Origin of the sequence: Pseudoscardovia radai (assembly GCF_002259605.1) — a bacterium.
GTDB lineage: Bacteria > Actinomycetota > Actinomycetes > Actinomycetales > Bifidobacteriaceae > Pseudoscardovia > Pseudoscardovia radai.
This window is the reverse complement of record NZ_MWWR01000003.1, coordinates 58,067-80,455: the sequence shown is the minus strand read 5'-3', so window position 1 is coordinate 80,455 and position 22,389 is coordinate 58,067. Positions and strand designations below refer to the sequence as shown.

The window sequence follows — 22,389 nt, the reverse complement described above, 5'->3', positions numbered from 1 at the left end:
ACGAAGCCCGAAAATCGTCGAAAACTGTCCGAAAGCCATCACATTGTTAGATGAGGACATAGGCGAGGACATACGAAAGGACCCCGCACCATTCGGTACGGGGTCCTGATCTCGAACGTGAGCTTCGCTCTACGCGGCGCGACGCCACGTGGCTGCGCTCGGTGTCGAGCTACTCGTTGTCGGCCTTCTTGTCGGCGGCAGCGGCCTCGTCGGCCACGTCGGCCTCGAGAGCCTGCTCGTTGGCCTCGGCATCGGCGGCCTTGGCGTCCTTCTCGAGCTCAACGGCGGCGGCGTCGGCAGCGGCCACGTCGGCATCGTTGTTCTCGTTGGCCTCGACGGCGGCCTCCACGGCATCCTCCGCGGCACCATCGGCGCGAGCGGCATCAGCGGCGGCGGCAACGGCTTCGGCTTCCTCAACCGTGGCGCGCTTGGCGCTCACCGGCTCGGTGACGAGCGAGATGATGGCCATCGGAGCGGCATCGCCACGGCGCGGGGCAAGGCGCACGATACGGGTGTAGCCGCCCTCGCGCTGCTCCATGGTCTCGGCGATCTCGGTGAAGAGCTTGTGCACGATGGACTTGTCACGGATGACGCGCATCACGCGACGGCGGGAGTGCAGGTCGCCGCGCTTGGCAAAGGTGATCAGACGCTCGGCGAGCGGACGCAGGCGCTTCGCCTTGGGAAGCGTGGTGCGGATGCTGCCGTTCTGGAACAGGCTGGTGGCCATGTTCGCGAGCATCAGGCGCTCATGTGCCGGGCTGGACGCGAGGCGCGGGCCCTTCTTCGGTGTAGGCATGTTGTTCTCCTTGGTTTCCGTCCGTCAGGTGGGCATTCGCCCGAACATCCGGCAGACGGGTGGTGGTGGACACGGCGGTTCCCCCGCCTGGCGCACGATGGACGCAACGCGCCGCGCGCGCCGGGGTCTGCGGCGGCGGGGCCGGAAGGCCACGCCGCCACGCTCCTGGCGGGAACCGGAGGCGAGGGTTACTTCTCCTCGTCGTCCGGCGTGTAGAACGTGCCGCCTTCCAGGTTCATCGGGATGCTGCCCAGCGGGGATTCCTTGAGGCTCAGACCAAGGGCCTGGAGCTTCTCCTTGACCTCGTCGATGGACTTCATACCGAAATTGCGGATATCGAGCAGGTCCTGCTCGGTGTGATTGACCAGCTCGCCAATCGTATGGATGCCTTCGCGCTTCAGGCAGTTGTACGAACGCTGCGTCAGGTTGAGTTCCTCGATCGGAACCGCCAGCTCGCTGTTCGCCTCCTCCTTGACCGGAGCCGGGCCGACTTCAATGCCTTCGGCCTGGTTGTTGAGCTCACGGAAAAGTCCGAAGAGCTCGACCAGCGTGGAACCGGCGGACGCCACGGCATCACGCGGTGTGATGGCCGGCTTGGTCTCGACATCCACGATGAGGCGGTCGAAATCGGTGCGCTGCTCGACGCGCGTCGCCTCGACCTTGTAGCTCACCTTGAGAACCGGGGAGTAGATGGAATCAACCGGGATGCGGCCGATCTCATCGTTGTCGCCCTTGTTCATGGAGGCGGGCACGTAGCCGCGGCCTCGCTCGACCGTGAACTCGACCTCGAGCTCGCCGTCCTCGGCGAGGGTGGCGATGTGGTGGTCGGGGTTGGCGATGGTGACGCCGGCGGGCGGAGTGATGTCACCGGCGGTGACCTCGCCCTCGCCGCTCTTGCGAAGGTACATCACGACAGGCTCGTCGTATTCACTGGTGAGAACGATTCCCTTGATGTTCAGGAGAATCTCGGTGACATCCTCGGTGACGCCCGGCAGGGTGGTGAACTCATGCAGGGCTCCGGAGATGCGCACCGACGTCACGGCCGCTCCAGGAATCGAGCTCAGCAGGGTGCGGCGCAGGGAGTTACCCAGCGTATAGCCGAATCCCGGCTCCAGGGGCTCGATGGTGAAGCGCGAACGCTGAGGAGAAACGACTTCCTCAGACAGTGACGGACGCTGTGCGATAAGCACGTTGGTATCCTTTCAGCTCAAACCGGTTGTGCACTTACCGGCCGGCGGGTTGGATTTAATGTTCTCTGTGTCTCAGTGCTTCAGACGCGGCGGCGCTTCGGAGGACGAACGCCATTGTGGGCCTGCGGGGTGACGTCGGTGATGGAACCGACCTCGAGACCCGCGGACTGGAGGGAGCGGATGGCGGTTTCGCGGCCCGAACCCGGACCCTTGACGAAAACGTCAACCTTCTTCACGCCGTGCTCCATGGCCTTGCGCGCGGCGGCCTCGGCGGCCATGCCAGCGGCATACGGCGTGGACTTGCGGGAGCCCTTGAAGCCGACGTCGCCACCGGACGCCCAGGACACCACGGCGCCGGACGGATCGGTGATCGAGATGATCGTGTTGTTGAACGTGGACTTGATATGCGCCTGCCCGACGGGAACCGACTTCAGGTTCTTGCGACGGGGCTTACGGGCGGCCTGCTTAGCAGCTGCCACTTTGCCTCATTTCCTCAGATTTGCTGATATTGCGTCCAGGCGATGGACCGCACCCGGCGACCGGATGGCGACCCGTGGTCCGGACTACGCCGCCAAGACTCAGGCGGCCTTCTTCTTTCCGGCAACCGTACGCTTCGGACCCTTGCGGGTACGGGCGTTGGTCTTCGTACGCTGGCCGCGCACCGGGAGGTGGCGACGATGACGAATACCCTGGTAGCAATTGATCTGGATCTTGCGACGGATATCTGCCTCGACTTCGCGACGCAGATCGCCTTCGATCTTGTAGTTGCCCTCGAGATAATCACGGAGCTGAATCAGCTGGTCATCAGAGAGGTCCTTGACTCGCGTGTCCGGGTTGATACCGGTGGCAGCGAGCGTTTCCTTGGCGCGCGTACGACCCACACCATAGATGTAGGTGAGGGCGATTTCGATGCGCTTCTCATTGGGGATGTCGACTCCGGCAAGACGTGCCATTGCCATTCCTTCTGTTTGTCAGAGATCGTGCGCCAAACCGTCCCCCGTCCGCTGCGCGAGCGGAGGCCCAGGTCTCTGTCCTGGGGTGCGGCCTGCCGTCATTCGGAGAAGCTCTCCGGATAAGCGGAAGACTGTGGCCTAGCGCCTTTTCTGTTATGTCGCGAGGTGTCCGCTCAGCCCTGACGCTGCTTGTGGCGCGGGTTCGTGCAGATCACCATGACGCGGCCGTGGCGGCGAATCACGCGGCAATGCTCGCAGATGCGCTTCACGCTGGGGCTAACCTTCATGGTTTTCCTTTACTTGTATCGGTATGTAATACGACCGCGGGTCAGATCGTACGGGCTCATTTCGAGCACCACACGGTCCTGGGGAAGGATGCGAATATAATTCTTGCGCATCTTTCCGGAAATCGTGGCCAGAACGATGTGATGATTCTCGAGTTCGACACGGAACATCGCGTTCGGCAACGCCTCCACGACGGTCCCTTCGACTTCGATCACACCATCTTTTGCCATATGACTCCGTTCTCGCTGTGTTTACAGGTATGCCTTGAAGAAGACACACCAAGTCTTGAAAATATCACAATCGTGTCAAATGCGCAACCCTCCCGGTGCGCGACACGCCGAGAGGGTTGACAGAACGGGAATCCTCGGCGTGTCTCCGCCGGCTGGGCGGTATCTCGCGCGGCGTCACCGTCACGGCGCGAACCATCATCTGCCGCCGAAGCTGCCGCCACCGGCGCCACCGCCGCCGCCCGAGAATCCGCCGCCGCTGAAGCTGCCGCCGCCATAGTCGGAGCCTGTGCCGCTTGTCGCTGTCTCGAACACGGAGGCCACATCGTGGAAACTCGCCTCGAGATTCGCGCCGAAGTCGCCGAAGCCACCGAAAGCATCGCCCGGCAGGCCGCCGCCGTAGGTCTGGTCCACTCCCCCGCTGTACATATTCGCGCGCGGCGAAACATACAGGTACATCAGCGAATTGTCGAGCTGCGAGTCCACCCACGTGATGTCGCGCATCTGCGGCATGGCCATGTACAGCTGCGCGATGACCTTCTTCGAAATGCCGAAGGCCGCGGCATACACCAGATACCGGTCCCAGAGCACAAGGTCGCGCACATCGCGGTCGTTGAAATGCGAGTAATCGAGCAGGTAGTTCTTGAAGCACTGCACCTGCTGCGCCCACCTCTGGCCCTCCGGCGAGATGGCCGTCGTCGAGCCGTAGCTCGTGGCGAAGGACACGAACGCAGAGACCACCAGACCCGCGACGATGGCCAGGTACCGCACCATCGGCAGCGACGTGGACAGCAGGATGGCGATGAGCCCGAACAGGTACACAAAGCCGACGATGGCCGGCACGCCGCACAGCCTGAACTGGGACGTGATGGCACCGAGCTCGTCGAATTCGCTCGTGCATGCGTTCTCAAACGACTTATAGGACACCAGCAGGCCGTTCATACCGGTCGACTTCGGCATCTGCTCGGTCAGCTCGTTGAGATCGAACTGGCCACGGCCCAGTTCCGCCGCGCAGTCCTCGAGCAGTTCGAGAAGGCGGCGTTCGGAAACGCTGAGGTTAAAGGCCTTGAGCGGTGCGCCCCTGCGCACGGTCAGCGCGATGGTCGTCGTCAGGCTTTCCTTGTGGCGCGAATGCGACGACGCGATGTCGGCCACATATGGGCGCAGCGCGCTCTGGTCGGCCTGCGTCAGGTCGATGCCGGCATACCAGTCATGCGGCCCCGGCGCCAGGACGATGCAATGCTTCGAGGCAAGCGACAGCAAGGTCGAGGAGAAGGAGCGGGACGTCACGTCCTTCTCCCCCGTTCCCTCGAGTACGGCGTTGAGGCGGGCGGCGGCGGCCGGGCTCATGGCCGGCGGTTCGCGCCAGTACTGCATGCCGCCACGGTACTGGGAGTTGCGGTAGCTGACGAAGGCACCGACCATGGCCCAGATGATGAGCAGCACGCCGAGTACGATCATGGCGATGACGAGCATGATGGACAGGCGTGCCTCGTGCTGCTGGGCGGCAAGATAGTCGCTGCGCTTCTGGTTCTCCTGGTCGATGATGGTCTGGCGCATGCCTGCGCTCGATGTGGTGGTGCCTGAGGAAGCGTCGGCGCCGGTGTCGGGCGCAGTGCGCTGCACGTCGCCCATCGCGCTGTTGTCCACGATGAACACGGGGTCGAGGTATTGCCCGGCTTGGATATGCGTCACCGTGAAGGTCATCGTGCCATCGTCGGCGATGGAGTAGGTGGAGTTCGCGTCGGAATGCAGCCACGCCGCCACGTCGGAGCTGTCCGCGCCATGCGGCATGTGGATCGTGCCCGTGCATTTGATGATGGGCACGGTGTTCTGCGCGGAGATGGGCTCCCACTGGAAATAGGAGATGTCGCTGTATTGGGTGGCCACGTCGTCGAAGGTCATGGCGATGCGGAAGGTGTAGGTTCCGCTCGACGCCTCCGCGATGTTCCAGCCCAGCTCGAGGGTTTTCTTCGTGGAGCCGTCGGCGTTCGGCGTCACCGCGTCGGTGGTGGGGTCGAAGTCCTTGGCGTCGGTTGTGTCATAGAGATACCAATGGCCGGCGTATCGGGAATCCCATGTGCTTGAGGAGATGGAACCCGGGTCCTGGAAGTCCTGCTTGGTGTAGGTGGTGCTCATGTGGTTGTCGAAGATCTGCGTGACCGAGACGCCCGTGATACTCGACAGCTGGCGGCTGTCGAGGGTGTAGGTCTGGTAGATCTGGTGCCACGGCGTGTCGTCGTCGCGGGACTTGAGCTGCACCGTCACGTCCTCCACGATGCTCAGGCTGCCGTCGGGCTGCGTCTGCACGTCGTAATTGAGGTTGGTGTACTGCATCGCCGAGCTGCTGCCTGTGTCGGAGAGGTTCACGATGACGAAGGCGAAGGCGATGACGAGGCAGGCGACGAGTGCGCCGATAAGCCCTTCGCGCAGACGCTTGGCGGAGAACAGCGAAACATGCGAGCCCGGGGTGCCGGGGACGACCGGGGCCGGGGCGGCGTCAGCGCCGGAGGGGGCTTGGGCCGTGCTTCGGCCTGCCTCGTCGGTGACCGGTGCGGGAATCGTGTTTCCGGTGTCTGTGGTGTCTCTCGAATCGTTCGTCATGGCCGTGCGCTCATCGCCTATCGATCACTGCTGCGAGGGACGCTGGAAGGGCTGGTCGCCGGCGGGCGCGGAGGTGAAGCTCACCTGCGGCACGCTGCGGTCGGTGTCGGAGGCGGTGAACGACTGTGCCTCCTGGAAGTGGAACGCGCCGGCGATGATATTCGACGGGAACATCTGCAGCTTGTTGTTGTACTTCATGACGACGTCGTTGTACATCTGGCGTGCATAGGCGATTTTCTGCTCGATCTGCTTGAGCTGGTTCTGCAGGTCGAGGAAGTTCGTGTTCGCCTGGAGCTGGGGGTAGTTCTCCGAGACGGCATACAGGTTGAGGATGGCGCGGCTCAGTTCGTTTTCCGCGACGGCGCGCTGGTCGGGCGTGGCGTTCGATTGCGCCACCTCCTGCGCGTGGGCGCGTGCCTGCGTCACCTGGGTGAACACCGTGCTTTCGTGGGCGGCGTAGCCCTTGACGGTTTCCACGAGATTCGGGATCAGGTCGGCGCGTTGCTTGAGCTGCACATCGATCTGCGCCCACCCGTTCTTCACGAGGTTGTGCAGCGACACGAGCGCGTTGTATGTCGCGATGACCCAGACGATGAGCAGCACGACGACGATGACGATGATGAGGACTCCCATGTTCATATGTCCAAGCATATCGGGTCGAGTGGGCAGAACATGTGGAGAAACGGGAATTTTGGAACGCGGATAGTCCATCGTGGAATCCGCGCCGGCCGACGTATGGAACAGCCTTAAACAGCCGGGGTATGAAACGACCCGCGGGCAAAAGGCACCCGCGGGTCGGAAAGGAGATGCGACGGCCATACAGGCCGCCGTATGAAAGGAGTCGGTCGATTACTCGCCGAGCTCGCTGACGATCGTAGCCTGGATCTGGTCGATATCGCCGGAACCGTCGAATTCGTGAAGCAGTCCGCGCGTCCTGTACGTGTCGAGCAGCGGGGCGGTTTCCTTCGCGTACACGTCGAGGCGCTTGGCGATGGTCTCCGGGTTGTCGTCGGAGCGGCCTTCGAGCTGGGCGCGCTTCATCATGCGCTCCATGAGCACATCGTGCTCGGCGGTGAGGGCCACGACCGCGTCAAGCGGCGTGCCGAGCTCCTTGAGCATGACGTCGAGGGCCTCGACCTGGGAGGCGTTGCGCGGATATCCGTCGAGGATCCAGCCGTTGGCGGTGTCGTCCATGGCGAGGCGATCCTTGACGATCTTGTTGGTCAGCTCGTCGGGAACGAGCTCGCCCTTGTCGATATAGGCCTGCGCTTCCTTGCCGAGCGGGGTCTGGTTCTTGAGGTTGTAGCGGAAGATGTCGCCGGTGGAGATGGCGGGGATTCCGTAGTGCTTGCTCAGAAGCGCGGCCTGCGTGCCCTTGCCGACGCCCTGGGGGCCCATGATGAGAAGACGCATTGTCTGCCTTTCTTGGTCGGGATTGCGCGGTGCCGGACCGGCCGGCGGAAAACCGGAGGGCTCGGCATCGCGTAATGCTCAATGGTATTGGAAATCTGGTGGTGATTGAAAATCTGGGCGGTTGTCGAAATCTGGTCTGCCGCGGCGACCGCAGGGGCGAGGGCCGAAGCCGGCGGGAAGACGATAACCGCAACCATGCCGGCGAATGGCTCCGCCGTATGGAAAGGCCGCCGGAACCGGCGGCCTGATGTGTCCGGCCCGAGAGCCGGGAGGAACTACTTGGTGGATGCGACCGCGTCGTCGTCGGAATCGTCATCCGAAGAATCGTCGGAATCGGAATCGTCGGACACCGACGCCGTCTTATCCTTGTCGGACGCGGCGGAGATGGCCGGTGCATCGTCAGACGTCGTGTCGTCGTCCTTGCCGGCCTTCTTATCCTTGTCATCATCCTCGTCATCCGGATCGGTGGCCGTGAGGAAGCGCTCGTACTGGAACTGCTCGGTCTGGGCCTTCGCCTGGCGCAGCGTGTCGAGGCCGACGCCCGCGATGATGAGGATGGTGGTGCCGCCGAACGGCAGGGCCGTGTTGAGGTTCAGGGCCTTGATGAGCACGGTCGGGATGAGGGCGACGAAGAGGATGTAAATGGCGCCGACCGTGTTCAGACGGTTCACGACGTAGTTGAGGTACTCGGCGGTGGCACGGCCGGCGCGGATGCCGGGGATGAAGCCGCCGTACTGCTTCATGTCGTCCGCGACCTCCTCCGGGTTGAAGGTGACGGAGGTGTAGAAGAACGTGAAGAACACAATCATGACCGAGTACAGAACGATGTACCAGACCGTCGTGGACGAACCCAGGTTCGTATTGATCCACTTGACCCAGGACTGGTCAGAGCTTCCGAACTGTGCGATAAGCGTCGGGACCGAGAGGATGGACGCGGCGAAGATTGGCGGGATGACGCCCGACATGTTGATCTTCATCGGCAGATAAGTGGAGCTGCCGCCGTACATCTTGCGACCGATCATGCGGCGCGTGTACTGCACCGGAATGCGGCGCTGGCACAGCTCGACGTAATCCACGAAGATGAGGATGACGATGAACACGCCCACGACGACGCCGAACTTCACCCAGCCATTGGTCTCATCGTGGATATTCCACAGATTCGTAAGGAAGCCGGAGCAGATGGAGATGAAGATAAGGACGGACATGCCGTTGCCGATGCCCTTGTCGGTGATGAGCTCGGCCATCCACATGATGAGGCCGGTGGCGCCCGTCATCACGAGGATCATGACGATGATGGTGATCGGCGAGTCGTCGGCGATGACGTTGGAGCACATGTAGTTGAACAGAGCGCCGCTGCGGGCCGTCACGATGATGGTGGCGGACTGGAGCAGGGCGAGGCCGATGGTGACCCAACGGGTGTACTCGGTGAGCTTGGCCTCACCGGACTGGCCTTCGCGATGGAGCTGTTCGAAGCGCGGAATCACGACGCGCAGCAGCTGCACCACGATGGATGCGGTGATATACGGCGTGACGCCCAGCGCGAAGATCGAGAGCTGAAGCAGCGAACCGCCCGAGAAGAGGTTGACCAGGCCGATGAAGTTCTCCTGGCTCGAGCCCGACATCGTCGTGACGCAATCGTGGACGGCGGTGTAATCGACGCCCGGGGTCGGGATGAATGATCCGATTCGGTAGATCAATATCATGAACAGCACGAAAAGGATCTTGTTGCGCAACTCCTTAGTGCGCAACGCCTGGATAAGCGTTCTCACTCTATGTTCCTTCCTCGGTCGAACATACAGACTCCAGCTCTGCAGTCCGTTCTCGGGCACACACTGAACAACATCATAGCAAACAAATTGTCCCCTTCCCGCACAAACGGCAGGAAGGGGACAAAATCTCCGGCTATGACCCCGCGGACCAGTCTACTAGTCCTCGGAGACCGAACCGCCGGCGGCCTCGATCTTCTTGAGCGCGGAGGCGGAGACCTTCACGCCCTTGAAGGTGTAGGCCTTGGAGATCTCGCCATCGGCGAGGACCTTCACCGGCTCGCCGGCGCGCACGGCACCGGCCTTTGCGAGCTGCTCCGGGGTGATCTCGCCACCCTCCGGGAAGAGCTCGGCGACGCGCTTGAGGTTCACGACCTGATATTCCTTGCGGAACGGGTTCTTGAAACCACGAAGCTTCGGCAGACGCATGTACAGAGGCAGCTGGCCGCCTTCGAAACCAGGACGGACCTGGTAACGGGCGCCGGTACCCTTGGTACCGCGGCCCGAGGTCTTGCCACGGGAGCCTTCGCCACGGCCGACGCGCTTGCGACGCTTGTTCGCGCCGGGCGCCGGACGCAGGTCGTGCATCTGGAGGATGTCGACTTCTTCGTTGTTGTTAGCCATAATCAGTTAGCCTCCTCGACGGTGACCATATGGCGCACCTTCTGGATGATGCCGCGATGCGCCGGATCGTCGGGGACAATCACGGACTGGCCGATCTTGCGAAGGCCAAGCTGCTTGACGTTGACTCGCTGGTTGGGCGTGCGGTTCACAAGCCCGCGAACCAGGGTGACCTTGATCTGCTTGTCAGCCATCACTCACCATCCTTCTGCTCGGCGGCCTTCTCGGCCGCAGCCTTCTCACGAGCCTCGCGAGCCTCGGCGATGCCCTTGGCACGCTCACGCAGGAGCCTGTCCGGGGCGACCTCCTGGAGAGACAGACCGCGGCGGGCGGCCACCTCCTCGGGCTCCTCGAGCTGCTTGAGGGCGGCGACGGTCGCGTTCACGGTGTTGATCGCGTTGTCGGAGCCCATGGACTTGGTCAGCACGTCGGTGATGCCGGCGCACTCCATGACGGCGCGGACTGCGCCGCCGGCGATAACGCCGGTACCCGGGGCTGCCGGGCGAAGAAGCACGGTGCCTGCGGCATCGTGGCCGATCACCGGGTGGGTGATGGTGCCACGCACGCGCGGAACGTTGAACATGTGCTTCTTGGCGTCGAGCTGGCCCTTGGCGATGGCGGCCGGGACCTCGTGGGACTTGCCGTAACCGACGCCCACGGTGCCGTTGCCGTCACCGACGACCACGAGAGCGGCGAAGCTGAACGTACGGCCGCCCTTGTGCGTCTTGGACACGCGGTTGATCGTAACGACGCGATCGAGCATCTCGTCGCCGCGGTTCTCCTCGCGGTCACGGCGGTTGCGACGCTCGTTGCGGCCGCCACGACGGCCCTTGCGGTCCTCGGTGTTCTGAGCCGCGGTGGTGTTCTCGGACTCTTCTGCCACTGCAGTTTCCTTAACTTCGTTATCGCTCACAGCGCCAGACCTCCCTCACGGGCGCCGTCCGCCACAGCGGCGACGCGACCATGGTACTTGTTGCCGCCACGGTCGAAGCAGACAGCGGTGATGCCGGCGGCCTTCGCCTTCTCGGCGATGCGCTGGCCCACGAGCTTCGCAGCCTCGGTCTTCGTGCCCTGGAAATCGCCGAAGTCGTTCTGCAGGGTGGACTCGGAGACGAGGGTGATGCCCTTGGTGTCATCCACGATCTGGGCGGTCATGTTGCGGTTGGTGCGGGTCACGACGAGACGCGGACGCGCGGGCGTGCCGACGATCTTCTTGCGCAGACGAGCGTGACGACGCGCACGGGCAACGAACTTGCCCTTACCCTTGATCTTGACGCTCATTACTTACCAGCCTTTCCAGCCTTGCGCAGGATGTGCTCATCCTCGTACTTGATGCCCTTGCCCTTGTAGGGTTCCGGGGCGCGCAGCTTGCGGATGTTCGCAGCGACCTGGCCGACGAGCTGCTTGTCCGTACCGGACACGAAAAGCTCGTTCTGGTTCGGCACCTCGAACGTGATGCCTTCCGGGGCGTTCACGGTAATCGTGTGCGAATAGCCCAGGGAGAACTCGAGGCTCTTGCCCTTGGCCTGCACGCGGTAACCGGTGCCGACGATGAGGAGGTGCTTGCGGTAACCCTCGTGCACACCCTTGACCTTGGAGGCGATCAGAGCGCGGGTCAGGCCGTGCTGCGCACGGGTCTCACGCTCGTCGTCGACCGGGGTCACCACGATCTCGTTGTCCGCCACCGACACGGTGACGCACTCCGGGAACGTGAACTCGTCGGAGCCCTTCGGGCCCTTGACGGAAATAGTGGAACCATTGACGGAAGCCTCAACGCCGGACGGGATGGCGATGGGGAGCTTACCAATATGCGATGCCATGTTCAGCTCTCCTCTCTCACCACACGTAGGCGACGACTTCGCCGCCGATGCCCTTGTCCAGGCATTCCTTCTGGGTCATCAGGCCGGACGACGTCGAGATGATGGCGATGCCGAGGCCGCCGAGCGGCATCGGGAGCTCATCGGACTTCGCGTAGCGGCGAAGGCCAGGCTTCGACACGCGCTTGATGCCCTGGATGGACTGCTGGCCGTACTTGCCATACTTGAGAGTGATCTCGAGCGTCTGGCCGACCTTTGCTTCCTTCGCGGTGTAATCGGCGATATAGCCCTCGCGCTTGAGGATATCGGCGATGGCCGCCTTGAACTTGGAGTACGGCATATCCACGGTCTTGTGCTTTGCCGCGCTCGCATTACGCAGACGCGTAAGCATGTCTGCGATCGGATCTGTCATTGTCATGTGGGCTTATGCCCTTCCTCGCCGTGGTTTCCGCCGCCGTGCTCTGCTCAGCAGGCACGGCCGCGGACCTTCAGCGTCAATTTTCACCAACTGGACTTCGTCACACCCGGGAGCTCGCCGCGGTGGGCCTTCTCGCGAAGGCAGACACGGCAGAGGCCGAACTTGCGATACACGGAATGGGGACGTCCGCAGACCTGGCAGCGCGTGTAGGCACGCACCTTAAACTTCGGCTTTGCGGCCGCCTTGTTCTTAAGAGCGGTTTTTGCCATATCAGTTCTCCTTGAACGGGAAGCCGAGGGCCTTGAGCAGCGCGTAGGCTTCCTTGTCGTCCTTGGTCGAGGTCACGACGGTGATGTCCATGCCGCGGCGGTGGTCGATCTGATCCGGATCGATCTCGTGAAACATGGACTGCTCCGTCAGGCCGAAGTTGTAGTTGCCGTTGCCGTCGAACTGCTTGCCGTTGATGCCGCGGAAGTCGCGGATACGGGGCAGGGCGAGGGTCAGCAGGCGGTCCAGGAACTCCCACATGCGGTCGCCGCGAAGCGTGACGAAGGCACCGATGGCCTGGCCCTCGCGCAGGTGGAACTGCGCCACGGACTTCTTGGCCTTGGTGATCTTCGGCTTCTGGCCGGTGATGAGGGTGAGGTCCTTCACAGCGCCTTCGATGAGCTTGGAATCGCGCGCGGCCTCGCCGACGCCCATGGAGACGACGACCTTCTGGATGCGCGGGATCTGCATCGGGTTGGCGTGCTTGAACTCCTTCTCGAGTTCAGGAACGATGACCTCGTTGTACTGCTGCTTGAGACGCGGGGTCGCGGGAGCTTCGATGTCGCTCATGCGATCTCCTTTCCGGACTTCTTGGCATAGCGAGTGCGAACGCGCTTCACCTTGCCGTCACGGACCTCCTCCGCGACGTGCACGCCAACGCGGGTCGGCTTGCCGGTCTCGGGATCGATGAGCATGACGTTCGAACGGTCGATCGGAGCCTCGGTCGAGATGATGCCCGACTGCTGGCCTTCACGCGTGGCGCGCACGTGCTTCTTGACGATCTGAACGCCCTCGACGATGATGCGGCCATCGTCCAGGACACGCAGGACCTTGCCCTCGGCGCCGCGGTCGCGGCCCTTGATGACCTTGACCTGATCGCCTGTCTTGATCTTGGCTACCATGTCAGATCACCTCCGGAGCGAGGGACACGATCTTCATGAAGCGCTTGTCGCGCAGCTCACGGCCGACCGGTCCGAAAATACGAGTGCCGCGGGGCTCATTGCCATTGCCGAGAATGACGGCCGCGTTCTCGTCGAACTTGATGTAGGAGCCATCCTTGCGGCGGCTTTCCTTGACAGTGCGGACGACGACGGCCTTGACCACGTCACCCTTCTTCACCGACCCGCCAGGGATGGCGTCCTTGACGGAGGCGACGATCACGTCGCCGATGCCGGCGTAGCGACGCTTAGAACCACCGAGCACGCGGATTGCCAGGATTTCCTTGGCGCCCGTGTTGTCGGCGACTTTAAGCCTTGATTCTTGCTGAATCATATTTCTCCTTAGCCGAGCTGGTCCTCCCCGTACACCCGAAAAGGGCCGCAATCGTCCATTGCACGGAGCAACGGGATGTGCGGCCCAATCCGAGGTGTACGGCGAGCCTTGCCGAACTTATTACTTTGCGCGCTCGACGATGGCCGACAGACGCCAGCGCTTCGTCTTGCTCAAAGGACGAGTCTCCATAATTGTAACAAGGTCACCGACATGTGCCTCGTTGTTCTCATCATGGGCCTTGACCTTGCGAGTGGTGCGCACGACCTTGCCGTACAGCGGGTGGGTGGAACGCTGCTCGAGCTCGACCGTGATGGTCTTGTCGGCGGCGTCGGACACCACGTAACCGCGGCGGACCTTGCGGGAGTTGCGCTCCTGAGTTTCAGTAGCTTCAGCCATTACTTCTCCTCAGCCTTGTTCTCGGACTGCGCGCCAGGCTCCTGGCTGATGCCGAGCTCACGCTCGCTCAGCACAGTGTACATGCGCGCGATGTCGCGCTTCACAGCCTTGAGACGGGCCGTGTTCTGGAGCTGACCGGTGGCGGACTGGAAGCGGAGGTTGAACAGCTCCTCCTTGGACTTCTTCAGCGCGTCCTCGATTTCAGCGTTGGTCTTTGCGTTGAGATTATCGATGCTGTACTCAGCAGTTCCGATCATCAGTTGTCACCGCCTTCACGAGCAATGATCCTGCACTTCATCGGCATCTTGTCGATGGCACGACGAAGAGCCTCGCGAGCGACGTCCTCAGAGACACCGCCGATTTCGAACATCACGCGACCCGGGCGCACGTTGGCGATCCAGTACTCAGGAGCACCCTTACCGGAACCCATTCGGGAACCGAGAGCGTGCTTGGTGAGCGGACGATCCGGGAAGATCGTGATCCACACGCGGCCGCCACGCTTGATGTAGCGGGTCATGGCGATACGGGCCGCCTCGATCTGGCGGTTCGTGACGTACGCCGGAGCCAGGGCCTGGATGCCGTAATCGCCGAAGGCGATCTCGTTGCCGCCCTTGGACATGCCAGAACGCGTCGGACGGTGCTGCTTGCGATACTTGACCCTCTTAGGAATCAGCATCAGATCACTCCTTTGCTTCCGTTGCGGCTGCGGGAGCTTCCGCAGCGGCTGCAGGAGCCTGGGCGGCTTCCTGCTGCGTGGCCTCGTTGGCCTCCCTGTTCGGACGACGGTTGCCGCGCGGACGGCGGTCGGAACCACGACGGCCGCGGTTATTCTGCTGAGCCTGCTGCTCCTCGAACTCGGCCTCCGTCATATCACCCTTGTAGATCCACACCTTCACGCCGATGCGGCCGTAGGTGGTGCGGGCCTCGAAGAAGCCGTAGTCGATGAGGGCGCGGAGCGTCTGAAGCGGAACGCGACCCTCACGGTAGAACTCCGAACGGCTCATCTCGGCACCGCCGAGACGGCCGGAGAGCTTGATACGGATGCCCTTGGCACCGGCGCGCATGGCGTCCTGCTGGGCCTTGCGCATCGCACGGCGGAACGTGACGCGGTTCGTCAGCTGCTCGGCGATGGACTGGGCGACGAGCTGGGCATCGATGGCGGCGTTCTTGACCTCATAGATGTTCAGCTGCACCTGCTTGCCGGTGAGCTTCTCGAGCTTGCCACGCACGCGGTCGGCCTCGGCGCCGCGGCGGCCGATGACGATGCCCGGACGCGCGGTGTGGATGTCGACCGTCACGCGGTCGCGGGTGCGGGAGATGACGACGCGGGACACGCCGGCACGCTCCAGGTCCTTGTTCATGGCCTTGCGGATCTTGTCATCCTCGAGCACGAAGTCGCTGTAACGCTCACCCGGCTTGGTGGAATCGGAGAACCACTTGCTGCGATGGGATTCGGTCACACCGAGGCGGTAGCCGAACGGGTTGATCTTCTGCCCCATTTAACGGGCTCCTTCCTTATCGGCGACGACCACGGTGATGTGGCTGGTGCGCTTGTTGATACGGGCTGCACGTCCCTGCGCACGGGCGCGGAAACGCTTGATCGTGACACCCTCGTCGACGAAGGTCTGCGCCACGACGAGGTCGTTCTCACGGAACGGCTCGTTCGCGCGCTCGGCCTTGACGCGGGCGTTCGCGATGGCGGACTCAAGAACCTTCAGCACCGGGACGGAGGCGTCCTGGGGAGCGAACTTGAGGATGTTGATGGCTTCGGTCGCCTGCTTGCCTCGGATGAGGTTGACCATGCGGCGAGCCTTGCGCGGCGTCACGCGGACGTGACGAGCAACTGCTTTAGCTTCCATGTGTCTCTACTCTTCCTCGCCTTTAGCGGCGCGCCTTCTTGTCATCCTTCACATGGCCACGGAAAGTGCGCGTCGGGGCGAACTCACCGAGCTTGTGACCAACCATTGCCTCGGTCACGAACACGGGGACGTGCTTGCGACCGTCGTGAACGGCGAAGGTATGTCCGATGAAATCAGGGGTGATCATCGAACGGCGCGACCACGTCTTGATGACGTTGTGCGTGCCCTTCTCGTTCTGCTCGTCGACCTTCTTCTGCAAGTGGGCGTCGACGAAGGGGCCCTTCTTGATGCTACGAGTCATCTACCTGACACTCCCTTACTTGCGGTTCTTACCATTCGGACGGCGACGGACAATCATCTTGTTCGAAGCCTTCTTCGGACGACGAGTACGAACCTCGCCCTTGCCCCACGGCGAAACCGGCGGCTTGCCACCGCGGGTACGACCACCATGCGGATGGTCCACGGCGTTCATCGACTCACCACGCGTGATCGGGCGCTTGCCCATCCAACGCGCACGACCGGCCTTGCCGAGCTGGATGTTGCTGTGATCGGAGTTGCCGACCTCACCCACGGTCGCGCGGCAGTTCGCGTCGACGTTGCGGATTTCGCCGGACGGCATACGCAGCTGGGCGTAGGCGCCGTCCTTCGCGACGAGCTGCACGGCGGCACCGGCGGAGCGGGCGATCTTCGCGCCGCCCAGGGGGCGGAGCTCGATGGCGTGCACGATGGTACCGGTCGGGATGTTGCGCAGCGGCAGGTTGTTGCCGGGCTTGATGTCGGCATTGGCGCCGGTCTCGATGACGTCGCCCTGCTTGATGCCCTTCGGGGCGATGATGTAGCGCTTCTCGCCATCAGCGAAGTGCAGGAGCGCGATGCGGGCGGAGCGGTTCGGATCGTATTCGATCTCGGCGACCTTCGCCGGCACGCCGTCCTTGTCCCAACGCTTGAAGTCGATGAGACGGTACTGACGCTTGTGACCGCCACCGCGATGGCGGGAGGTGACGCGACCATAGGAGTTGCGACCACCGGTCTTGGTGAGTTTGCGAACGAGCGACTTCTCAGGAGTCGAACGCGTGATCTCGGAGAAGTCCGAAACGGAAGCGTTGCGACGGCCTGCGCTAGTCGGCTTGTAAACGCGGATAGCCATAATTTAGTTCCTAACTTTCTCGGCTAGCCTTCAGTTGCCAAAGATGTCGATCGACTGGCCCTCGGCCACGGTGACGATGGCGCGCTTCTGGGAATCGCGCTGGCCGTAGCCGTAGCGGGTGCGCACGCGCTTGCCCGGGCGGTTGAGGGTGTTGACCGAGGTGACCTTGACCTTGAAGATCTCTTCGATTGCCTGCTTGATCTGGACCTTGTTCGCGTCCTTGGCCACCACGAAGGTGTACTGACCGCGATCGGAGAGCGCGTAGCTCTTCTCGGACACAACAGGCTTGAGGATGATGTCGTGTGCGGGCTTGTGAACTGCCACCATGAAAATCAGGCCTCCTTCTTGCCATTCACGAAGGCGTCGAAGCCTTCCTTGGAGAAGACGACGTCCTCGGCGGTGACCACGTCATAGGTGTTGAGCTGGTCGGCGAACAGCACGTGCACGGTGCGCAGGTTGCGCACGGACAGGTACGTGTTGAGCTCCTCGCGGCCCAGGACCACGGTGGTGAAGCGCTCGGCCACGAGCGGAAGCAGGGCGGCCTTGGCCTTCTTGGTGGACGGCTCGTCGATGGCGAAGTCCACGACATGCACGCGGTTGGCGTTGGCACGATCGGACAGGACGTAGCGCAGAGCGGCGGCCTTCATCTTCTTCGGGGTGCGCTGCGAGTAATCGCGCGGAACCGGGCCGTGGACCACGGCGCCGCCGGCGAACTGCGGAGCGCGGATAGAGCCCTGGCGTGCACGGCCGGTGCCCTTCTGCTTGTACGGCTTCTTGCCACCGCCGGAGATGCGCGCACGGTTCTTGACCTGGTGCGTGCCCTGGCGGGCGGCAGCGAGCTGCGCGATAACGACCTGGTGCACGAGCGAGACGTGGTTGCGGACCTCGTCGAACTCGATGCCGAACACGTCGGCAGGAGCCTCGACGGTGCCGGCGGCCTTGCCCGAAGCGTCGGTGACGTTCAGTGTAACGTTAGCCATTTATCTCAGGCTCCCTTCACTGCAGAGCGAACCACAACGAGGCCGCCCTTCGGACCGGGGATAGCACCCTTGATCGCGAGGATGCCGTTCTCGGCGTCGGAGGACACGACCGTGAGGTTCAGCACGGTGTTGGTTGCGTGGCCCATGCGGCCAGCCATGCGCTTGCCCTTGAGGATGCGGGACGGCGTGGCGCATGCGCCGACAGAACCAGGACGGCGCTCGTTCTTGTGAGAGCCGTGCGTACGGCGGTAGGACTTGAAGCCCCAGCGCTTGATGGTGCCGGCGAAACCCTTGCCCTTCGTGGTGCCGGTCACGTCGACCGTGGCGCCATCGGCGAAGAGCTCAGCGGAGAGCTCCTGGCCCGGGGTGTAGTTCGCGGCGTCGGCGGTGCGCACCTCGACGAGGTGACGACGCGGCGTCACGCCGGCCTTCTTGAAGTGGCCGGCCAGCGGCTTGGTGACCTTGGCGGGATCGATCTCGCCGTAGCCGAGCTGGATGGCCTGGTAGCCATCGGACTCGTCGGTCTTGACAGCCGTGACGACGTTCGTGGAGACGTCCACGAGCGTGACGGGGACGAAGAAGCCGTTCTCGTCCCAGACCTGCGACATGCCGAGCTTCGTGCCCAGCAGAGCGGTGCGGTTCTTTTCGTTAGCCATGGCTTCCTCCTCCCTACAGCTTGATCTCGATGTTGACTTCCGCCGGAAGGTCGAGGTGCATCAGCGAGTCGACCGCCTTCGGCGTGGGATCCACGATGTCGATGAGGCGCTTATGCGTGCGCATCTCGAAATGCTCGCGGGAATCCTTGTACTTGTGAGGAGAACGAATAACGCAGAACACGTTCTTCTCTGTGGGAAGCGGAACCGGGCCAACAACCGTTGCGCCCGCGTTCGTGACCGTCTCGACGATTGTCTTCGCCGACTGGTCGATGACCTCATGGTCATAGGACTTAAGCCTGATGCGGATTTTCTGTCCCGCCATTCGCCGTCCGCCCTTTCTTAAGGTTCGTTACTATTCCAAACCTGTTCCAACGCCACCAAGGCGGACCCACCCATGGCACGGCGCATCGCAAGACACGATGCATCCGCATGGCGGAGCCACATCAGTGCGCAACCCTTGGCATATCGCCACGTTGCGCTCGCTTTTTAGAAGAGAATTATGCGAGCCGTAAAACAGGCAACTCGTATATTTAACCATAGGGCGACGACTCTGGATAATCCGGGCGTGTCGCGCCACAGCCCTTGCGTTCCAAGCCCTTTCGGGAACGGGCGACAGTCGGCTGAGCCCGTGGATATGGTCCCCGATTTGACAAATCCGGAACGATTCGGCATGGCGCCGGGATGCCCACGAGTAGCCGAGACGCTGTCGGTACGGGGAGCGAGTCTACGGAACGCCGGCGGCACGGGGACGAGCATGGCAAAGGCGGGCGCCGGTATCCGACGCCCGCCCTGCGGGTTATGCGCAATCGTTAGGTTAAGCGCCATCGTTCACGCGTGTCCGGCTGCGGAATCGTGATGTCTCCCGGCACCGCGCCCGCCGCGCGTTCGCGCGATTCATGCGCTCCCTGTGCGATATTTCTCCGTGCTACTTCTCTGCGCTATTTCTCCTCGGGAACGAAGTCCGAGGCCTCGTGCAGCGCGGCCTCGCCCTGGCGCTCCTCGCGCAGGCGATGGCCCTCGGCCTGCGACACACCGTAATACGCGGCGATTGCGATGTCCTTCATGTCCTCGATCTTCGGGATGCGCGGGTTGGCCGGCGCGCACTGGTCCTCGTAGGCGCGCATGCCAATGCGGTCGAGGATGGACCAGAAGTACTCCTCGTCCACGCCGCACGCCTTGAAGGAGGCGTCCATGCCGAGCTTGTTGTCGCGGTAGTCCTCGATGGCACTGGCGAGCTTCTCGACGCCGTCCTCCGGAGAGGTGGTCGGGATGTCGAGCAGCTTGCAGATGCTCTGGAAACGCTCCGGCGCGATGTACTTGTTGTACTTCGGCCAGCTCGTCGGCTCCTCCGGCACCTGTCCGTTGTAGCGGATCACATACGGCAGCAGGATGGCGTTCGTGTGGCCGTGAACCACATGGCACAGCGCGCCGATCGTATGCGCCATCGCGTGGCACATTCCGAGGAAGGCCGAGCCGAAGGCCATGCCGGCCATCGTCGCCGCGTTATGCATCTTCTCCTGGGCCATGACGTCCTTCTTGTTGACGGAATCGTCGAGGTTGTGCCAGATGAGGTCGATGGCGTGCAGGGCCATGGCGTCGGTGAAATCGTTGGCATACACGGAGGTGTAGGCCTCGATGGCGTGCGTCAGGGCGTCCATGCCGGAGTCGCAGGCGAGGCGGCGCGGCTGGGTGCGCGCGAGCACCGGATCCACGACGGCCACGGACGGGGTCAGCGCGTAATCGGTGATCGGGTACTTGAAGCCGGTCTTGTGGTCGGTGATCACGGCGAACGGCGTGACTTCGGAGCCGGTGCCCGACGAGGTCGGGATGCACACGAGCTTGGCCTTGTGGCCGAGCTCCGGCAGACGGAACACGCGCTTGCGGATGTCGAAGTACTTCTCCTTCACATCGTCGAAGGAGACCTCCGGATGCTCGTAGAGCAGCCACATGATCTTCGAAGCGTCCATGGCGGAGCCGCCGCCGACGGCGATGATCGTGTCGGGCTGGAACTCGTCGCGCATCATGGCGGCGCCGCGCTGGACGGTCTCCACGCTCGGCTCCGGCTCCACGTAGTCGATGATGCGGTACTCGACGTGGTTCATGCGATGGCGCAGCTGGTCGATGCACTTCTCGACCACGCCGAGCTGGATCATGACCTTGTCGCACACGAACACGACGCGGTTCACGCCGACCATATCGCGCAGGTACCGGATGGCGTTCGGCTCGAAGTAGGTCTTGGGCGGGATCTTGAACCACTGCATGTTATTGTTCCTCCGAGCGACGCGCTTGATATTGATGAGGTTAACCGCCTGGACGTTGCCGGAAACGGAGTTGCCGCCGTAGGAGCCGCAGCCCAGCGTCAGCGACGGGGCGATGGCGTTGTAGATGTCGCCGATGCCGCCGAGCGACGACGGGGAGTTCCAGATGATGCGGCACGCCTTCATGCGCATGCCGTATTCGCGCACCAGATCCTCGTTGTTCGTGTGGATGGCGGCGGTGTGACCGGCGCCGTGGATCAGCATGCGCTCGCACTTCTCGAAGCCGTCCTCCTTGTCCTCGGCCTTGAGGATGGCCTGGACCGGGCACAGCTTCTCGAGGGTCAGCGGCTCGCGCTCGCTCACCTCGGAGCACACTGCGGCGATCATCGTGCAATCCTCGGGAACCTCGAAGCCGGCCTCCTTGGCGATGAACTGCGGGGACTTGCCCGGCACCACGCTGTTGAGCCTCGGCGCGGGGCTGCCTTCCGGAGCGAAGGCCTGGACACCGAACATGTACTTCTCGAGCTTGGCCTTCTCGTCGGCGTTCACGAAATAGACCTTGCGGCGCTTGAGCTCGTCGATGGTCTGGTCGTAGACGTCCTTGTGGATGATGATCGCGTTCTCGGTGGCGCAGATCATGCCGTAGTCGAAGTGCTTGGAGAGCACGAGGTCGTTGACGGCGCGCTTGACGTCCACGTCGGAGTCCACATACGCGGGGGCATTGCCGGGGCCCACGCCGAGGGCGGGCTTACCGGAGGTGTAGGCCGCCTGGACCATGCCCGGGCCGCCGGTGGCGAGGATGGTGGCGACGCCCGGGTGCTTCATCAGGGCCTGTGTGGCCTGGATGCTCGGGTGCTCGATCCACTGGATGCAGTTCTCCGGCGCGCCGGCCTTAATGGCCGCGTCGCGAACGATCTTGGCCGCGGCGACCGACGACTTCTGCGCGAACGGGTGGAAGCCGAAAACGATCGGACAGCGGGTCTTGATGGCCAGGAGCGACTTGAAGATGGCCGTCGACGTCGGGTTCGTGACCGGCGTGACGCCTGCGACGACGCCCACCGGCTCGGCGATCTCGATGATGCCGTCCACGTCGTTCTCGTTGATGATACCGACCGTGCGCTGGCCCGCCATATAATGCGTCACGTGCTCGCAGGCGAAGATGTTCTTCGTCGCCTTGTCTTCCACGAGGCCGCGATGCGTTTCGTCCACGGCAAGCTTGGCCAGCTCAAGGTGCTTGTTCAGGGCCGCGAGCGAAGCCTTGCCGACGATGCGGTCGATGGTCTCCTGGTCGAACTTCTCGTACTCCTTGAGCGCAACCTGGGCCTTGGAGACAAGCTCGTCGACTTCCTTCTGGGCCGCAGCCTCCTTGGCCTTGGCCTCGGCCTCCTTGTCGACCTGGGGTTGCTGGGTTTTGTCTGCCGTTGCTTTTTCTGCCACGGATCCTCCTTGAACACAAGGCTCCCC

General features: G+C 63.0%; 31 protein-coding genes and 1 pseudogene. All 32 read right to left on the bottom strand.

The features are described 5' to 3' along the window. Nucleotides 1-169: 169 nt before the first annotated feature. Complete coding sequence (rplQ, locus tag PSRA_RS01530; protein ID WP_094660103.1) at nt 170-796, bottom strand: 50S ribosomal protein L17; 627 nt, start codon at nt 794-796, stop codon at nt 170-172. A gap of 188 nt (nt 797-984) precedes the next feature. After that, entirely contained in the window at nt 985-1,986 is a 1,002-nt protein-coding gene (locus PSRA_RS01525) for a DNA-directed RNA polymerase subunit alpha (RefSeq protein WP_094660102.1), read from the bottom strand. Nucleotides 1,987-2,066: 80 nt separating this feature from the next. Further along, nucleotides 2,067-2,465 (bottom strand): 30S ribosomal protein S11, encoded by a 399-nt coding sequence (rpsK, locus tag PSRA_RS01520; protein WP_094660101.1) that lies wholly within the window; start codon nt 2,463-2,465, stop codon nt 2,067-2,069. A gap of 99 nt (nt 2,466-2,564) precedes the next feature. Next, the gene (gene rpsM / locus PSRA_RS01515; RefSeq protein WP_094660100.1) at nt 2,565-2,939 is read right to left on the bottom strand and encodes a 30S ribosomal protein S13; all 375 of its coding nucleotides are present in this window, start codon (nt 2,937-2,939) and stop codon (nt 2,565-2,567) included. A 173-nt stretch (nt 2,940-3,112) separates the two neighbouring features. Then, entirely contained in the window at nt 3,113-3,226 is a 114-nt protein-coding gene (gene rpmJ, locus PSRA_RS01510; protein WP_094660099.1) for a 50S ribosomal protein L36, read from the bottom strand. 9 nt (nt 3,227-3,235) lie between these two features. Further along, complete coding sequence (gene infA / locus PSRA_RS01505) at nt 3,236-3,454, bottom strand: translation initiation factor IF-1 (protein ID WP_094660098.1); 219 nt, start codon at nt 3,452-3,454, stop codon at nt 3,236-3,238. A gap of 195 nt (nt 3,455-3,649) precedes the next feature. After that, nucleotides 3,650-6,055 (bottom strand): DUF2207 domain-containing protein, encoded by a 2,406-nt coding sequence (locus PSRA_RS01500; RefSeq protein WP_094660097.1) that lies wholly within the window; start codon nt 6,053-6,055, stop codon nt 3,650-3,652. A 24-nt stretch (nt 6,056-6,079) separates the two neighbouring features. Beyond that, nucleotides 6,080-6,694 (bottom strand): LemA family protein, encoded by a 615-nt coding sequence (locus PSRA_RS01495; protein WP_094660096.1) that lies wholly within the window; start codon nt 6,692-6,694, stop codon nt 6,080-6,082. Nucleotides 6,695-6,904: 210 nt separating this feature from the next. Next, nucleotides 6,905-7,468, bottom strand: coding sequence for an adenylate kinase (locus tag PSRA_RS01490; RefSeq protein ID WP_094660095.1), 564 nt, complete (start codon nt 7,466-7,468; stop codon nt 6,905-6,907). Between the two features lie 473 nt (nt 7,469-7,941). Further along, nucleotides 7,942-9,237: pseudogene (gene secY / locus PSRA_RS01485) on the bottom strand (preprotein translocase subunit SecY); the annotation flags it as partial. Nucleotides 9,238-9,393: 156 nt separating this feature from the next. Then, a complete protein-coding gene (gene rplO / locus PSRA_RS01480) occupies nt 9,394-9,858 on the bottom strand; it encodes a 50S ribosomal protein L15 (protein ID WP_094660094.1) in 465 nt (154 codons plus the stop codon). Nucleotides 9,859-9,860: 2 nt separating this feature from the next. Further along, nucleotides 9,861-10,049 (bottom strand): 50S ribosomal protein L30, encoded by a 189-nt coding sequence (rpmD, locus tag PSRA_RS01475; RefSeq protein ID WP_094660093.1) that lies wholly within the window; start codon nt 10,047-10,049, stop codon nt 9,861-9,863. Next, nucleotides 10,049-10,768: a 30S ribosomal protein S5 gene (rpsE, locus tag PSRA_RS01470; protein WP_094660092.1), complete on the bottom strand. Its 720-nt coding sequence runs from the start codon at nt 10,766-10,768 to the stop codon at nt 10,049-10,051. The genes rpmD and rpsE overlap by 1 nt, the downstream gene beginning before the upstream one ends. Beyond that, a complete protein-coding gene (rplR, locus tag PSRA_RS01465) occupies nt 10,765-11,136 on the bottom strand; it encodes a 50S ribosomal protein L18 (RefSeq protein WP_094660091.1) in 372 nt (123 codons plus the stop codon). Before rplR ends, rpsE begins: the two co-directional genes overlap by 4 nt. Next, complete coding sequence (gene rplF, locus PSRA_RS01460) at nt 11,136-11,675, bottom strand: 50S ribosomal protein L6 (protein WP_094660090.1); 540 nt, start codon at nt 11,673-11,675, stop codon at nt 11,136-11,138. Before rplF ends, rplR begins: the two co-directional genes overlap by 1 nt. A 16-nt stretch (nt 11,676-11,691) precedes the next feature. Continuing rightward, a complete protein-coding gene (rpsH, locus tag PSRA_RS01455; protein WP_094660089.1) occupies nt 11,692-12,090 on the bottom strand; it encodes a 30S ribosomal protein S8 in 399 nt (132 codons plus the stop codon). An 83-nt stretch (nt 12,091-12,173) separates the two neighbouring features. Beyond that, nucleotides 12,174-12,359, bottom strand: coding sequence for a type Z 30S ribosomal protein S14 (locus PSRA_RS01450; protein ID WP_004114370.1), 186 nt, complete (start codon nt 12,357-12,359; stop codon nt 12,174-12,176). A 1-nt stretch (nt 12,360) separates the two neighbouring features. After that, nucleotides 12,361-12,927, bottom strand: coding sequence for a 50S ribosomal protein L5 (gene rplE / locus PSRA_RS01445; protein ID WP_094660088.1), 567 nt, complete (start codon nt 12,925-12,927; stop codon nt 12,361-12,363). Further along, nucleotides 12,924-13,259 (bottom strand): 50S ribosomal protein L24, encoded by a 336-nt coding sequence (gene rplX / locus PSRA_RS01440; protein ID WP_094660087.1) that lies wholly within the window; start codon nt 13,257-13,259, stop codon nt 12,924-12,926. The genes rplE and rplX overlap by 4 nt, the downstream gene beginning before the upstream one ends. 1 nt (nt 13,260) lies before the next feature. After that, a complete protein-coding gene (gene rplN, locus PSRA_RS01435; protein ID WP_094660086.1) occupies nt 13,261-13,629 on the bottom strand; it encodes a 50S ribosomal protein L14 in 369 nt (122 codons plus the stop codon). A 120-nt stretch (nt 13,630-13,749) separates the two neighbouring features. Next, complete coding sequence (rpsQ, locus tag PSRA_RS01430) at nt 13,750-14,025, bottom strand: 30S ribosomal protein S17 (protein WP_094660085.1); 276 nt, start codon at nt 14,023-14,025, stop codon at nt 13,750-13,752. After that, the gene (gene rpmC, locus PSRA_RS01425; protein WP_094660084.1) at nt 14,025-14,285 is read right to left on the bottom strand and encodes a 50S ribosomal protein L29; all 261 of its coding nucleotides are present in this window, start codon (nt 14,283-14,285) and stop codon (nt 14,025-14,027) included. The genes rpsQ and rpmC overlap by 1 nt, the downstream gene beginning before the upstream one ends. Further along, entirely contained in the window at nt 14,282-14,701 is a 420-nt protein-coding gene (gene rplP, locus PSRA_RS01420) for a 50S ribosomal protein L16 (protein WP_094660083.1), read from the bottom strand. The genes rpmC and rplP overlap by 4 nt, the downstream gene beginning before the upstream one ends. 4 nt (nt 14,702-14,705) lie before the next feature. After that, nucleotides 14,706-15,524, bottom strand: coding sequence for a 30S ribosomal protein S3 (gene rpsC / locus PSRA_RS01415; protein WP_094660082.1), 819 nt, complete (start codon nt 15,522-15,524; stop codon nt 14,706-14,708). Continuing rightward, nucleotides 15,525-15,884: a 50S ribosomal protein L22 gene (gene rplV / locus PSRA_RS01410; RefSeq protein ID WP_094660081.1), complete on the bottom strand. Its 360-nt coding sequence runs from the start codon at nt 15,882-15,884 to the stop codon at nt 15,525-15,527. A 22-nt stretch (nt 15,885-15,906) separates the two neighbouring features. Beyond that, nucleotides 15,907-16,185: a 30S ribosomal protein S19 gene (rpsS, locus tag PSRA_RS01405; RefSeq protein WP_094660080.1), complete on the bottom strand. Its 279-nt coding sequence runs from the start codon at nt 16,183-16,185 to the stop codon at nt 15,907-15,909. A gap of 15 nt (nt 16,186-16,200) precedes the next feature. After that, nucleotides 16,201-17,031, bottom strand: coding sequence for a 50S ribosomal protein L2 (gene rplB / locus PSRA_RS01400; protein WP_094660079.1), 831 nt, complete (start codon nt 17,029-17,031; stop codon nt 16,201-16,203). 30 nt (nt 17,032-17,061) lie between these two features. After that, nucleotides 17,062-17,358: a 50S ribosomal protein L23 gene (gene rplW / locus PSRA_RS01395; protein ID WP_094660078.1), complete on the bottom strand. Its 297-nt coding sequence runs from the start codon at nt 17,356-17,358 to the stop codon at nt 17,062-17,064. Nucleotides 17,359-17,363: 5 nt separating this feature from the next. After that, nucleotides 17,364-18,011: a 50S ribosomal protein L4 gene (gene rplD / locus PSRA_RS01390; protein WP_094660077.1), complete on the bottom strand. Its 648-nt coding sequence runs from the start codon at nt 18,009-18,011 to the stop codon at nt 17,364-17,366. 5 nt (nt 18,012-18,016) lie between these two features. Further along, nucleotides 18,017-18,667, bottom strand: a complete 651-nt coding sequence (gene rplC / locus PSRA_RS01385; RefSeq protein ID WP_094660076.1) for a 50S ribosomal protein L3 — start codon at nt 18,665-18,667, stop codon at nt 18,017-18,019. A gap of 13 nt (nt 18,668-18,680) precedes the next feature. Then, on the bottom strand, nt 18,681-18,989 hold the full coding sequence (gene rpsJ, locus PSRA_RS01380; protein ID WP_094660075.1) for a 30S ribosomal protein S10: 309 nt from the start codon (nt 18,987-18,989) through the stop codon (nt 18,681-18,683). Nucleotides 18,990-19,605: 616 nt separating this feature from the next. After that, on the bottom strand, nt 19,606-22,362 hold the full coding sequence (adhE, locus tag PSRA_RS01375; protein ID WP_094660074.1) for a bifunctional acetaldehyde-CoA/alcohol dehydrogenase: 2,757 nt from the start codon (nt 22,360-22,362) through the stop codon (nt 19,606-19,608). Nucleotides 22,363-22,389: the final 27 nt, after the last annotated feature.

Bases quoted from the DNA above. Each gene is read 5' to 3' on its own strand.
- rplQ (WP_094660103.1), bottom strand. From the start codon at position 796: ATGCCTACACCGAAGAAGGGCCCGCGCCTCGCGTCCAGCCCGGCACAT.
- rpsM (WP_094660100.1), bottom strand. From the start codon at position 2,939: ATGGCACGTCTTGCCGGAGTCGACATCCCCAATGAGAAGCGCATCGAA.
- rpmJ (WP_094660099.1), bottom strand. From the start codon at position 3,226: ATGAAGGTTAGCCCCAGCGTGAAGCGCATCTGCGAGCATTGCCGCGTG.
- infA (WP_094660098.1), bottom strand. From the start codon at position 3,454: ATGGCAAAAGATGGTGTGATCGAAGTCGAAGGGACCGTCGTGGAGGCG.
- PSRA_RS01500 (WP_094660097.1), bottom strand. From the start codon at position 6,055: ATGACGAACGATTCGAGAGACACCACAGACACCGGAAACACGATTCCC.
- PSRA_RS01495 (WP_094660096.1), bottom strand. From the start codon at position 6,694: ATGAACATGGGAGTCCTCATCATCGTCATCGTCGTCGTGCTGCTCATC.
- PSRA_RS01490 (WP_094660095.1), bottom strand. From the start codon at position 7,468: ATGCGTCTTCTCATCATGGGCCCCCAGGGCGTCGGCAAGGGCACGCAG.
- rplO (WP_094660094.1), bottom strand. From the start codon at position 9,858: ATGGCTAACAACAACGAAGAAGTCGACATCCTCCAGATGCACGACCTG.
- rpmD (WP_094660093.1), bottom strand. From the start codon at position 10,049: ATGGCTGACAAGCAGATCAAGGTCACCCTGGTTCGCGGGCTTGTGAAC.
- rplR (WP_094660091.1), bottom strand. From the start codon at position 11,136: ATGAGCGTCAAGATCAAGGGTAAGGGCAAGTTCGTTGCCCGTGCGCGT.
- rplF (WP_094660090.1), bottom strand. From the start codon at position 11,675: ATGGCATCGCATATTGGTAAGCTCCCCATCGCCATCCCGTCCGGCGTT.
- rpsH (WP_094660089.1), bottom strand. From the start codon at position 12,090: ATGACAATGACAGATCCGATCGCAGACATGCTTACGCGTCTGCGTAAT.
- PSRA_RS01450 (WP_004114370.1), bottom strand. From the start codon at position 12,359: ATGGCAAAAACCGCTCTTAAGAACAAGGCGGCCGCAAAGCCGAAGTTT.
- rplE (WP_094660088.1), bottom strand. From the start codon at position 12,927: ATGAGCGACATCGAAGCTCCCGCGACCCCGCGTCTCAAGCAGCAGTAC.
- rplX (WP_094660087.1), bottom strand. From the start codon at position 13,259: ATGGTAGCCAAGATCAAGACAGGCGATCAGGTCAAGGTCATCAAGGGC.
- rplN (WP_094660086.1), bottom strand. From the start codon at position 13,629: ATGATTCAGCAAGAATCAAGGCTTAAAGTCGCCGACAACACGGGCGCC.
- rpsQ (WP_094660085.1), bottom strand. From the start codon at position 14,025: ATGGCTGAAGCTACTGAAACTCAGGAGCGCAACTCCCGCAAGGTCCGC.
- rplP (WP_094660083.1), bottom strand. From the start codon at position 14,701: ATGCTGATTCCTAAGAGGGTCAAGTATCGCAAGCAGCACCGTCCGACG.
- rpsC (WP_094660082.1), bottom strand. From the start codon at position 15,524: ATGGGGCAGAAGATCAACCCGTTCGGCTACCGCCTCGGTGTGACCGAA.
- rplV (WP_094660081.1), bottom strand. From the start codon at position 15,884: ATGGAAGCTAAAGCAGTTGCTCGTCACGTCCGCGTGACGCCGCGCAAG.
- rpsS (WP_094660080.1), bottom strand. From the start codon at position 16,185: ATGACTCGTAGCATCAAGAAGGGCCCCTTCGTCGACGCCCACTTGCAG.
- rplB (WP_094660079.1), bottom strand. From the start codon at position 17,031: ATGGCTATCCGCGTTTACAAGCCGACTAGCGCAGGCCGTCGCAACGCT.
- rplW (WP_094660078.1), bottom strand. From the start codon at position 17,358: ATGGTGGCAGTTCACAAGCCCGCACACGACATCATCCTCAAGCCTGTT.
- rplD (WP_094660077.1), bottom strand. From the start codon at position 18,011: ATGGCTAACGTTACACTGAACGTCACCGACGCTTCGGGCAAGGCCGCC.
- rplC (WP_094660076.1), bottom strand. From the start codon at position 18,667: ATGGCTAACGAAAAGAACCGCACCGCTCTGCTGGGCACGAAGCTCGGC.
- rpsJ (WP_094660075.1), bottom strand. From the start codon at position 18,989: ATGGCGGGACAGAAAATCCGCATCAGGCTTAAGTCCTATGACCATGAG.